Origin of the sequence: Roseibium sp. (assembly GCF_025698965.1) — a bacterium.
Classification (GTDB): Bacteria; Pseudomonadota; Alphaproteobacteria; order Rhizobiales; family Stappiaceae; genus Roseibium.
Genome location: NZ_JAILWL010000161.1, coordinates 1 through 12,027, shown reverse-complemented (window position 1 = coordinate 12,027; position 12,027 = coordinate 1). Strand labels below are relative to the sequence as shown.

Annotated in this window: 11 protein-coding genes; 10 read left to right on the top strand and 1 reads right to left on the bottom strand. The window is 54.8% G+C overall.

Going from position 1 to position 12,027, the window contains the following annotated elements:
- The 10 genes from K5905_RS14565 to K5905_RS14520 form a co-directional block, all read left to right on the top strand.
- Nucleotides 1–399 (top strand): GGDEF domain-containing protein (locus K5905_RS14565; protein WP_297585171.1); only part of this gene is annotated, 399 nt, incomplete at its 5' end.
- 201 nt (nt 400–600) lie between these two features.
- Nucleotides 601–1,818, top strand: a complete 1,218-nt coding sequence (locus tag K5905_RS14560; protein ID WP_297585169.1) for an LL-diaminopimelate aminotransferase — start codon at nt 601–603, stop codon at nt 1,816–1,818.
- Nucleotides 1,819–1,840: 22 nt separating this feature from the next.
- The gene (locus K5905_RS14555) at nt 1,841–3,163 is read left to right on the top strand and encodes a homoserine dehydrogenase (protein ID WP_297585167.1); all 1,323 of its coding nucleotides are present in this window, start codon (nt 1,841–1,843) and stop codon (nt 3,161–3,163) included.
- Nucleotides 3,164–3,215: 52 nt separating this feature from the next.
- Entirely contained in the window at nt 3,216–4,211 is a 996-nt protein-coding gene (gene glpX, locus K5905_RS14550) for a class II fructose-bisphosphatase (RefSeq protein ID WP_297585164.1), read from the top strand.
- Between the two features lie 11 nt (nt 4,212–4,222).
- On the top strand, nt 4,223–6,040 hold the full coding sequence (gene recJ, locus K5905_RS14545) for a single-stranded-DNA-specific exonuclease RecJ (protein WP_297585162.1): 1,818 nt from the start codon (nt 4,223–4,225) through the stop codon (nt 6,038–6,040).
- An 83-nt stretch (nt 6,041–6,123) separates the two neighbouring features.
- Nucleotides 6,124–6,315 (top strand): hypothetical protein, encoded by a 192-nt coding sequence (locus K5905_RS14540; protein WP_297585159.1) that lies wholly within the window; start codon nt 6,124–6,126, stop codon nt 6,313–6,315.
- Between the two features lie 87 nt (nt 6,316–6,402).
- Nucleotides 6,403–7,293: a nitrilase-related carbon-nitrogen hydrolase gene (locus K5905_RS14535; protein WP_297585156.1), complete on the top strand. Its 891-nt coding sequence runs from the start codon at nt 6,403–6,405 to the stop codon at nt 7,291–7,293.
- 155 nt (nt 7,294–7,448) lie between these two features.
- Nucleotides 7,449–7,892 (top strand): NUDIX hydrolase, encoded by a 444-nt coding sequence (locus K5905_RS14530; protein WP_297585153.1) that lies wholly within the window; start codon nt 7,449–7,451, stop codon nt 7,890–7,892.
- A 148-nt stretch (nt 7,893–8,040) separates the two neighbouring features.
- Nucleotides 8,041–9,549 carry an inorganic phosphate transporter gene (locus tag K5905_RS14525; RefSeq protein WP_297585150.1) on the top strand — a complete coding sequence of 503 codons (1,509 nt, stop codon included), beginning with the start codon at nt 8,041–8,043 and terminating at the stop codon, nt 9,547–9,549.
- Between the two features lie 196 nt (nt 9,550–9,745).
- Entirely contained in the window at nt 9,746–11,239 is a 1,494-nt protein-coding gene (locus K5905_RS14520) for an inorganic phosphate transporter (protein ID WP_297585146.1), read from the top strand.
- Between the two features lie 265 nt (nt 11,240–11,504).
- Here the strand turns inward: K5905_RS14520 and K5905_RS14515 are convergent.
- The coding region (locus K5905_RS14515; protein ID WP_297585144.1) for an endonuclease/exonuclease/phosphatase family protein at nt 11,505–12,027 on the bottom strand (523 nt) is incomplete at its 5' end.

Genomic DNA, 12,027 nt, shown 5'->3' with positions numbered 1-12,027 from the left:
ATGGGAGACGCGGTTTTGCGATTGTTCGGATCGGTCTGCCGTGATGCAGAGACTTCTCAAATGGTGGTAGGCAGGTTGGGGGGCGATGAATTCGGTATCTACTTGAACAGAACCGATAGCGAGGTCGCCGAGACTTTTACCAATCAGCTCACCAGACGGTTTTCTGCGAGTTGTCATGAGACAACCAATGGCAGGTTGAAGGCGAGTGTAAGTGCCGGAATTTCCCTGGCAAAACCGGCGCATTCGATCGAACGAGCTTTGGAAGTTGCAGATCAAGGGGTGTATCGGGCGAAACGGAATAACCATGCCCGGGTCGTTGTATTGCGATTGAACAAAAGCGGCCGTGTAAGTGCGGTCGAAAATCAGGGTTACGGCAAACTCAGGACAGCTCCGCTTTGACAGAAATGCGCATGGATTTGTCGGACCAATAGTCAATCTGCGCTCCCGATAGAAACCTGTTCTAAAATTCCTTCCAAATTTAGGTGGCTAGTGAGCTAAAGACGGGTGTGCATTTTTCCCGAGGCTGCTAAAAGGACCCCGCTGTGCCTGCTACGCCGAGTGGGATGCGGCCGATATTGTCAACTCGCAAGGAACCGCGCCATGGAGGAATTCCATAAAATCAAACGGCTTCCGCCGTATGTTTTTGAACAGGTCAACCGTCTTAAGGCGAAGGCGCGCGCGGCAGGAGCGGACATTATCGACCTTGGCATGGGCAATCCGGATTTGCCCACACCCAAGCATATTGTAGATAAACTGACGGAAGTGGTTCAGGACCCGCGGACACACAGGTATTCCGCTTCCAAAGGCATTCACGGTTTGCGCAAGGCCCAGGCTGCCTATTACGGGCGTCGCTTCGGTGTGAAACTGGATCCCGATACCCAAGTCATTGCAACGCTCGGTTCCAAGGAAGGCTTTGCCAATATGGCCCAGGCCATCTCTGCGCCGGGTGATGTCATACTGAGTCCAAATCCAAGCTACCCGATCCACACTTTCGGGTTTCTTATGGCCGGTGCATCGATCCGGAACATCCCGGCTGAACCGGGAACGGAGTTTTTTGATGCGCTTGAGCGGGCCGTGATCCATTCCGTACCGAAGCCGATTGCAATTATTCTGTGCTATCCGGCCAATCCGACTGCCTATTGCGCCGACCTCGACTTCTACAAGGACGTCGTTGCCTTCGCACGTAAGCACAACATTTTCATCTTGTCCGATCTTGCCTATTCGGAAATTTACTTCGGCGACACTCCGCCACCTTCCGTGTTGCAGGTTCCCGGGGCCATGGATGTGACGGTGGAATTCACATCGCTGTCCAAGACGTTTTCAATGCCTGGTTGGCGTATGGGATTTGCTGTCGGAAACGAGCGATTGGTTTCCGCCTTGTCTCGGGTCAAGTCTTATCTAGACTACGGAGCTTTCACGCCTATTCAAGTGGCAGCGACGGCTGCGCTCAATGGCCCGGAAGACTGCATCAGCGAAACCCGCGCGGTCTACAGGAAACGACGTGACGTGGTCGTCGACAGCTTTGGCAGGGCAGGGTGGGACATCCCGGCACCTGAGGCCAGCATGTTCTGCTGGGCACCAATTCCCGAAAAATTCCGGGCTCTTGGAAGCCTTGAGTATTCCAAGCTGCTGTTGGAGCGGGCTGAGGTCGCAGTCGCACCCGGTATCGGTTTTGGTGAACACGGCGATGAGTACGTTCGCATCGGATTGGTGGAAAACGAACAAAGGCTGCGTCAGGCGGCGAGAAATATTCGCCGCTTCCTTGAAACTGCGGACCAAAAGCTGCACAACGTCATCCCGCTCGAGAAATCTGGCTGAATAGAACTGGACAATATTCCTGATGGGTGAAGCATTGAAAGTTGGCATTGCTGGACTGGGTACCGTTGGGGCATCAGTCGTACAGCTCTTGGCCAAACACGGCGAGCAGATTGCACGGAAGTCCGGACGTTCTTTAACTGTAACAGCTGTCAGCGCACGCGATCAGTCCAAGGATCGTGGGTTTGATGTTTCTGCCTTTGACTGGTTCACAGACCCGGTTGAACTGGCAAAAACAGCAGATATCGATATCTATGTTGAGCTTATCGGCGGTGATAACGGCGCTGCCGAGGATAGTGTGCGCGCCGCACTTTCAAGAGGTGTGCACGTCGTTACAGCCAACAAGGCACTTTTGGCCAGACATGGTGTCGACCTTGCCATGATTGCCGAAGCGAATAATGCCTGTCTGAATTATGAGGCTGCGGTTGCCGGGGGCATTCCGATTGTCAAAGCGCTTCGCGAGTCGATGTCCGGCAACGACATCAGCCGTGTTTATGGAATTCTCAACGGTACCTGTAACTACATCCTGACCCGGATGGAGGCCGATGGTATCAGCTTTGAAGACTGCCTGGCCGATGCTCAGCGTCTTGGATACGCCGAAGCGGATCCGACCTTTGATATCGAAGGGAACGATACGGCTCACAAACTTGCTATCCTGACCAGCCTTGCGTTCGGCACGAAAATATCCAGCGACGATATTTATATGGAAGGCATTACTTCCATAACGACAGCAGATATTCAGGCCGCAAATGAACTTGGTTTTCGCATCAAGCTTCTGGGTGTCGCTCAGCGTACGGAAACCGGTATTGAGCAGCGTGTTCATCCGACAATGGTGCCAAAGACATCCGCTATCGCGCGTATTGACGGCGTTCTGAATGCGGTCGCTGTAGACGGCGACTATGTCGGCGAGATCGTTCTGGCTGGGCCGGGAGCAGGTGGCAATGCAACTGCATCGTCTGTGGTCGCTGATATCGCCGATGTTGCACGTGGTGATGAAACGCCGGTTCTTGGAATGCCTGCGGTGGACCTCAAGGACTACCAGCGTGCCCGCATGAGGCTGCATGAGGGTGGCTACTATATCCGCCTGTCTGTTTTTGATCGGCCAGGTGCATTTGCGGAAATTGCGCGATGCATGGGCGAGGCTGGAATTTCGCTGGAGTCCATTGTCCAGAAACGTCACGCGAACTTGGAGGCACCGGCACAATTCGATGCCGACGTGCCTCAACCTGTCATCTTGATCACGTATGAAACCACCGAAGTTGCGATCAAGGAAGCCTTGGATGTGATCATGTCCAAGGGAGTTGTTGCTGAACAACCGCAGATGATCCGCATCGAGAAACTGAATTGAAGTTAAGTGTACCCGCCAAGGCGCCTGGCGGGAGGAGAGACTGGAGATGTTGATGTCCAATACTGAAAATCAACCGTCGAGCGGCCTGGACCGCATCCTGACGCTGGAACTGGCACGCGTCAGTGAGCGGGCAGCGGTGTCGGCAGCCAGGTTGCGCGGTCACGGCGACGAAATGGCGGCTGATCAGGCCGCGGTCGATGCCATGCGGCGGGAATTGAACCGCCTGCCGATTGACGGAACGGTTGTGATTGGTGAAGGCGAACGCGACGAAGCTCCGATGCTCTATATCGGCGAAAATGTCGGCACCAAGCAGGGACCCAAAGTCGATATCGCCCTCGACCCTCTGGAAGGCACGACAATTTGTGCCAAGAACCTCCCGAATTCTCTGGCTGTGATTGCGCTGGCTCCGGAAGGCGACCTGCTCAATGCTCCCGACAGCTACATGGACAAGATCGCAATCGGACCGGGCTATCCCGCCGGACTGATTGATCTGGACGCGTCGATTGCCGACAATATCGCGGCAGTTGCCAAGGAAAAGGGTGTCAAGGTCAACGAAGTGACCGCCTGCGTGCTCGACCGTCCGCGTCATGCTCGTCTGATTGAGGATATTCGCGAAACCGGTGCCGCAATTCGTCTGATCGGTGATGGCGATGTCGCCGGTGTGATCCACACGACGGACCCCGAAGAAACCGGTATTGATATCTATGCCGGCATCGGCGGCGCGCCGGAAGGTGTTCTGGCAGCAGCAGCCCTTCGCTGCATTGGTGGTCAGATGCAGTCCCGCCTGGTTATCACCCGAGACGAGCAGGTCGATCGCGCGCACCGTATGGGTATTGAAGACATCAAAAAGAAGTACACGCTGGAAGAAATGGCCGGTCCGGACGTACTGTTTGCTGCAACCGGTGTGACTGACGGTAATTTTCTTCAAGGCGTTCGTTTCGGCCGGAATCATATAACTACGCATACCGTAGTCATGCGTTCGTCCACAGGAACCGTTCGTTACATCAAGGCCCAGAGTACGGATCTTGAAAAATTCCACTTGGACTAAGACGGGTTTGAATGCTCGGTAATTCAGGCGACGAGGAAAGGCGGCTCGTTCTGGGAGTCGCCCGTTCTGCAAATGACAATGCCTGGCGGGAACGCCTGAGTGCGTCCGACTCGCGCGCCGCCATGGCAATTTCGCAATCCCATGGTTTGCCTGATGTCCTGGCAAGGGTCATGGCTGCACGTGGTGTGTCGCCCGATCTGGCTCCCGATTTCCTGGAGCCATCGCTCAAGACCTTGATGCCCGATCCCTCGACCCTGGTGGATATGGACGCGGCTGTTGCTCGGGTTGCGGATGCTGTTCAATCAGGCAGCAAAATCGCGATTTTCGGTGATTATGATGTCGATGGGGCTACGTCTTCGGCAGTTTTTGCGAAGTATCTTCAATGGCTTGGGTTAGACCCTGTCATTCATATTCCTGACCGGATCATTGAAGGTTACGGGCCCAACGGTCCGGCAATCGAGCATCTTCATCAAGGCGGTGCTGAGCTTCTGGTAACTCTTGATTGCGGAAGCACGTCGTTCGAAGCCTTCGACGCAGCAAAAAGGCTTGATCTGGACGTCGTTGTAATTGATCACCACCAGGTTGGCGAAACGCTGCCGGAGGTCAGGGCCCTGGTCAATCCCAACCGACAGGATGACCTATCCGGGCAAGGTCATTTGGCGGCCGTCGGTGTAACTTTTCTTTTCCTGGTCGGTCTGAACCGCGAATTGCGCCGGCGAGGGGCGTTCCAGGGGCAGCAACAACCCGATCTGATGGCGCTTCTGGATCTGGTTGCGCTCGGGACCGTTTGCGACGTTGTTCCCTTGCAAGGATTGAACCGGGCCTATGTCACACGAGGTCTGGCTGTAATGCATCAGCGCCGGAACTATGGTTTGACCGCCCTTGCGGATGTCGCGCGGGTCAATGGTAAGCCGGTGCCTTATCATCTGGGATTTCTGATTGGTCCACGCATCAATGCAGGTGGCCGCATAGGAGATGCGGCTCTGGGCGCAAGGCTTCTGACAACGGAAGACCCGCACGAGGCTCGGGCAATTGCGGAACGGCTCGATCAGCTGAATGCTGAACGGCAGGCCATGGAAGCCGTCATGCTGGAACAGGCCGGCGCCGAAGCGCATCTTGCAATTGAGGCCCGCAATCCTGCTGTGTTGCTGACAGGGGCCGATGACTGGCACCCAGGAATTGTGGGCCTGATTGCGTCGCGCCTGAAGGAAACCCACCGCAGGCCTGCCTTTGCGATTGCATTTGATGAAACTGGCAAGGGGACCGGTTCTGGACGGTCTGTTTCCGGTGTCGATCTGGGCAAGGCTGTTCGTCAGGCTGTTGAAGAAGGATTGCTGGAAAAAGGTGGCGGCCATGCGATGGCAGCCGGCCTGACGGTTCGAAGGGAAAAGGCGGCAGAGCTTGAAGCGTTCTTCAACGATACGCTCAAGGATGATGTTCAGGCGGCAACCGCACATCGGGAATTGAAAATCGATGCAGCACTGACAGTGACCGGTGCAACCCTGGACTTGCTTGAACTTCTGGAAAAGGCAGGACCATATGGTGCTGGACATGCCGAACCGGTCTTTGCATTTCCGGCGCACCGAATTTCCTTTGCTGATGTTGTCGGCAAGGGACACGTGCGAGCAACGCTCGCAGCTGGAGACGGCAGCACCTTGAAAGCGATTTGTTTCAAGGCGGACGATAAACCGCATGGAAAAATGCTCCTGGAAGGGAGAGGGCGGAACCTGCATGTAGCTGGAACGCTTTCGATTGACACCTGGCAGGGAAATCCCAAGGTACAGCTAAGGGTTCTGGACGTTGCGGATCCGCAGAAAATCCGCATGTAATGCGTCCGGAACGACTCGATTAACCAAACTCTAATCGTCTTTACCTATCCTCTCGGATGTCGAAGGAATCGTGAGGAACGGGCATGCGTGCTCAGAATGAGCTGTCACCGTATTTTGCTGAAATCGAACAGCGCACAGATAGGGCGTTGAAGGGTATTCGCGAAGTTCGTCGCTCTGCGAAGCTGACCGCCTTGCCGAAGGAACCAAGAACCGAACTGGTTGGCACAGGGTTTCTCGTTGCTTTCGCCACCTTCGTAGGCTTGTTCCTCGACTGACCGTTTCAGCCGTTCTTTCGTTCTTGATCTTGAACGAATGTCCGCATTATCTCTGACACACTGTTCATAGATGATAAGCGTGGCGTCATGTCGGACTATCAAATCGCTCTCTGGTCATTCAATCTCGGACGTGCTCCGGAGACTGTCGACGCTCTTGCCGCCCAGATCGAAGACGGTATGAAACGCGCCGCAGCGGGAGGCGCAAGGCTCCTCCAACTTCCCGAGTATTTCATCGAGTGTTGCCTTGCGTTCAAACCCGACGGTTTGAGACCCGATGAGGAAATGCACTTTTTGGCGGAGACAGGTGTGGAGTTGCGCGCACTTCTTGCTTCGTTGCCGGAAAAATACGGATTATCTCTGCTAGCCGGAACGATGCCGGTGAAGTCCGAAACAGGGATTACCAATACCGCCTTTCTATTGACGGCGGACGGCCGGGAGATACGTCAGGACAAGCTCAGTCTGACACCTTTCGAACAATGCCCCGAAACCTGGCAATTGAAACCTGGCAGCGTGCTGAAGGTTTTTGAGCTGGACGGCCTGAAAGCGGCGATACTTATTTGTCTCGATGTTGAAATGCCTGCGCTCAGCAGTCGTCTGGCAACGCAGGAACTGGATCTCTTGCTGATTCCGTCGATGACCGAAAAGCTTTCCGGTTATCACCGCGTATATGGTTGTGCGAAAGCGAGGGCCGTCGAACTCATGTGCGCGGTCGCAGTGAGTGGAACCGTCGGTGTTTCCAGGGGAACCACACAAAACGATTCAAACGTATCGGGTGCAGCACTCTACCTTCCTTGCGAGGAGCAATTCGGATTTACAGGCATCGGTGCCGAAATATCACCAACTGATGGTATGAAGAGTGAAGAACCGTTCTTGTTCGCGTCTGTTCCTGTTCAGCAACTGCGGGTGTTAAAGTCCGGAAATGCTGAAGTTTGGCCAGGTGCCTGGACCGCAGATCATGTATCGGTAACTGTGGATTAAGCCGCAAAAAATCCCATTAGTTCATAGGTGGGAGTGCACAAAGTGCACTTTTTACTAGACTGGTTTGACGAAACTCCCTATATAGCCGCCTAACGAAAGTAGTAGGTGCGGAGATGGGATTCGCGAGGTCGATACATTTGCAGGACGTTTCGTGGTTGCGTGGCTTGGGTGGTTTGTTCGTCAAACCGGCCAGACTGCAAATCGCTGCCCTGTGCTATCGGCCTGGTGAGAGCGGACCGGAAATTCTCGTCGTCTCGACACGCGGCACCGGTCGCTGGATCCTTCCCAAGGGGTGGCCGGAGAAAAACAAGCCGGCATTTGAAACTGCAACGATCGAAGCTTATGAGGAAGCTGGTGTCGTCGGAACCGCTGATCCCAGACCGATCGGGAGTTTCCGTTCGTTCAAGGGGCTTTCCAGCGGCCTTAAGATTCGTACAAAAGTGATTGTCTTCAAAGTGAAATTTGAAGAACAGCTCGAGACCTTTCCGGAGATAGGTCAGAGAAAATGTGCCTGGTTGCCATTGTCCGAGGCTATGGACGCTGTGGAGGAAAACAACCTGAAACGTTTCTTGCACCGCCATCAGTCAGATTTGACCTGATTTGATCCAACACCATCTGAATTCCTGGAAAAGCTGAAACGCTCGTGTCGTGTTTAATTGCGACGGCTTGTTGAACCGGCGGCAAATTGGATCTGATCGCACCGACATTGTTTGTATCAAGATATAACTACAAAAAGAGACCGACGGCGTGCTGACGAACAAGGATTTGAAACCCAGGACGCTGGACAAGGACCTCGACAAGATCGGATTTGTCAGCGACGCGGCGGAAGCTATGGGCCGCAGGCTGATTGGACCGGGACTGGCTATCATCTTCCTGGTTCTTTGCGCGGCCGTTGCGGCTATGCACGTTGTTTCGTCTGATCTGTCCGACGCACTCATTCTGGTCGCCGCCGGAGCGATTGGTGGCTATATGGCCCTCAACATTGGTGCCAACGACGTTGCCAACAATGTTGGCCCGGCGGTCGGGGCACGTATTGTCAGTCTGACAAGTGCGCTCGTTATTGCGGCAATCTGTGAAAGCGCAGGTGCTCTGCTTGCAGGCAAGGAAGTGGTTTCGACCATTTCGGGCGAAATTTTAGGCCCTCACGATGTTTCGGATAATTTTTCATTCATGCTGGCCATGCTGACTGCCATGGCAGCATCGGCACTCTGGATCAATTTCGCAACACTGATCGGCGCTCCGGTTTCAACCACACACTCTATCATCGGCGGAGTGGTCGGCGCAGGCATAGCGGTGAGCGGATTTTCGGCCATCAACTGGACAACGATTTCTACGATTGCTGCCACCTGGGTGATTTCGCCGGTACTGGGCGGACTGGTTGCGGCAACCCTGATGGCATTTGTGAATGCCAGGCTGATATACGTGCAAGACAAGTTGCAAGCTGCACAATTCTGGTTACCCGTGCTTCTTGGGCTCACAGGGGCAGTTTTCGCAGCCTATGTCCTGATCAAGACGAGCAGCCATTACTGGGAGATTCCGGAATGGGCGGCAGCAGGCCTGTCTGTCATGATCGGTGGAGCGGTCTGGCGCATTTATGGTGGAGTAGTCAGAGCGCAAGCAGATGTCCTGAAAAACAGTACCCGCTCATTGCGGGAGCTGTTCGCAATTCCGCTCATGGCCACAGCCGCACTGTTATCGTTTGCCCATGGGGCTAATGACGTAGCAAATGCCATCGGTCCTCTTGCAGCGATTGTAATCAGTCAATCGAAAGATGTGACCGACATGAGCCTTTGGATGATGGGGATGCTTAATTCCGAGATTCCCATTTGGGTGAGTGCGGTCGGCGCATTTGGCATTTCGGCCGGCTTGTTGCTCTTTGGGCGCCGCCTGGTAACCGTGGTCGGTAAACAGATCACCAAGTTGAGCCCGATCCGAGCGTTCTGCATCACATTGGCGACAGCAGCAACGGTGTTGACCGCGTCGGCACTTGGATTGCCGGTTTCCTCGACCCACATCGCATTGGGAGCGATTTTCGGTGTGGGCTTCTATCGGGAATGGCATCGGAACCGCTACGTGTCCGAGGGAGGGCAGCTCAAGTCCCGTAAGATGCTCCGAAATCGGGAAGAGCGCAGGCGACGCCTGTTGGTGCGGCGTGCAAATTTCATTACGATTGTGGCCGCCTGGGTTGTGACGGTCCCAGCAAGTGCTCTGCTCGCCGCCGCAATCTTCAAGCTGCTGGGGCTGGTAATCTCGTGAAATGGGTTGTGCCTAAGCGTTGGTACACGAAAATATCGCAATTTTCTGCGCTAATTCAGTCAAAAGCTTAGGTGGGAAAGAATTTTTTGCTCTCGCCCGTTGACCTTTCAGCGGGATGCTTTTAGGCAAGCGCCAATATCTACAAGCCATGACTTGCGGTTCAATCCGTAAGCGGACTGCGGACCTGCAAGCGCACATGCAAAACCTCAAGAAACCAACGCTCGACAAAGATCTCGACAAGTTCAGCTACATGGAAGAGGCGGCCGGGTCGCTTGGCCGTGGTCTGATCGCACCAGGGATCGCTCTGGTCTTCATTGTAATTTGTGCTTTGGGCGCAGGAGCATCCATGTCCGGGACACCCGGTGGTGTTCTGATCGTCGCGGCAGCTGCGATTGGTGCCTACATGGCGTTGAACATCGGCGCAAACGATGTCGCCAACAACGTCGGGCCTGCTGTCGGCTCGAGAGCCATGACCCTGGTCACCGCGCTGATCATCGCCGCGGTATTCGAAAGTGCAGGGGCCCTGATCGCCGGCGGCGATGTCGTTGGGACGATTTCCAAGGGCATTATTGACCCGAATGCAGTCGCTGACGCCAATGTATTCATGGCTGCCATGATGGCCGCGCTTGTATCCGCAGCCCTTTGGATCAACCTTGCTACCTGGATCGGGGCGCCGGTCTCGACAACTCATGCAATTGTCGGCGGTGTCATGGGAGCCGGTATCGCCGCTGCAGGCTTCAACGCCGTCAGTTGGACAACGATGGGAAGCATTGCGGCCAGCTGGGTTATTTCCCCGTTCCTTGGTGGTCTGATTGCCGCGGCATTCCTCGCTTTTATCAAGGTTTTCATTATCTACCAGGATGACAAGATTGCGGCTGCACGTCGTTGGGTTCCGGTGCTCATTGGGGTCATGGCTGGAACATTTTCCAGCTATCTTGCCCTCAAGGGACTGAAAAAGGTCATGAAAATCGACATGCCAACTTCCCTGCTGATTGGTGCGGCGATCGGTTTTGCTGCCTGGTACATTGTACGTCCCGTCATTCGGCGCCAATCTGAAGGACTGGAGAACCGGAATCAGTCCCTGCGCATTCTGTTCTCGGTCCCTCTGGTTTGCTCAGCGGCGCTGCTGTCGTTTGCCCATGGGGCAAATGACGTTGCCAACGCTGTGGGCCCGTTGGCTGCAATTGTGCATACCGCACAGATCGGGGAAGTTGTTGCCAAGGTCAGCATTCCGCTCTGGGTGATGGCTGTCGGCGCATTCGGAATTTCCTTCGGCCTGCTGCTGTTCGGACCGAAACTCATCAACATGGTCGGGCAGCAGATTACGAAACTCAATCCGATGCGGGCCTATTGCGTTTCGTTGTCCGCAGCAATCACCGTTATCATCGCATCCGGTCTCGGGCTGCCTGTCAGTTCGACACACATTGCTGTGGGGGCCGTATTTGGCGTTGGCTTTTTCCGTGAATGGTATACCGAGCGCTCCAGCCGGCGTCTGTCATATGTGAACAAAAGACAAAGCGCCGGGCAAACAAAAGTCCGCCCGGTCCGTAATCGTGAAGACCAGTCCCGCCGGCACCTTGTGCGGCGGGCGCATTTCATGACGATTATCGCAGCCTGGGTCATTACCGTGCCTGCTGCGGCCATGTTGTCCGCTGCGCTCTATTTTTCAATCGTAAAGCTGATTTCCTAGGCCGCGTGAACGAATTGGTTTTGGGGGTGTCGCGTGTCGCATTGGGACGCGAACAGAAGGGACAAGAAGCCCCGTATTGATGTACGGCGAGCTTTCCGGCCCCCCAAGACCCAAATGGGCCGCGTCCATCGTGATTCTGAGAAAGAATGTCCATTTCGGCGTCGCAAAAACCTGAACGGGAGAGACCCTTTCTGCTATTCACCCCAGGAACTGGACGAAATTTTTTTTATCCACATTCCGAACCAATCCCGTCCACACAGCCTTGTCAGCGCGGCAAAAGACTTGATGGTTCAAGCGACAGGTGAGCCCATACCGGAAGGTGGTCCGAGGCGACGCGTGCAGTTTTTGATTTGTGAACGCCAGCTTGCCGAACGGTGAATTCAGGGCTGGTAATGATCCTGTCGAGACTACCGACTGGGAGCAAACTGGGAAAGCTGCGTCCTGGAGTTGTCACTTCGTAGCGTTCTTCAAACAGTCGAATACTGTCGGCTGAATTCCGCCACTCGTTCAGGTCACCAATCAGGACTGTCGGCAGATAGTCCAGATGCTCGTGAAGCTGATGCATGAGCGAGTTGATCTGCTTCTTGCGGAAGTGCCCGACAAGGCTCAGATGCATGGCGGCGACGCGGATCTTCTCACCTCCGATACCCAGATCGACAGCAACCGCTCCCCTTGGCTCAAGTTTGGGAAGGTCGATCCTGCGGTGGCTCAGAATTTCGATATTGTCCCTGACCAGGATTGCATTGCCGTGCCAGCCAAGGCTTCGTTCTCTGGTCGCGAAGGGAACC

Excerpts from the sequence above, each read along its gene's own strand:
- K5905_RS14560 (WP_297585169.1), top strand. The coding sequence starts at position 601 with ATGGAGGAATTCCATAAAATCAAACGGCTTCCGCCGTATGTTTTTGAA.
- K5905_RS14555 (WP_297585167.1), top strand. The coding sequence starts at position 1,841 with ATGGGTGAAGCATTGAAAGTTGGCATTGCTGGACTGGGTACCGTTGGG.
- glpX (WP_297585164.1), top strand. The coding sequence starts at position 3,216 with ATGTCCAATACTGAAAATCAACCGTCGAGCGGCCTGGACCGCATCCTG.
- recJ (WP_297585162.1), top strand. The coding sequence starts at position 4,223 with ATGCTCGGTAATTCAGGCGACGAGGAAAGGCGGCTCGTTCTGGGAGTC.
- K5905_RS14540 (WP_297585159.1), top strand. The coding sequence starts at position 6,124 with ATGCGTGCTCAGAATGAGCTGTCACCGTATTTTGCTGAAATCGAACAG.
- K5905_RS14535 (WP_297585156.1), top strand. The coding sequence starts at position 6,403 with ATGTCGGACTATCAAATCGCTCTCTGGTCATTCAATCTCGGACGTGCT.
- K5905_RS14520 (WP_297585146.1), top strand. The coding sequence starts at position 9,746 with ATGCAAAACCTCAAGAAACCAACGCTCGACAAAGATCTCGACAAGTTC.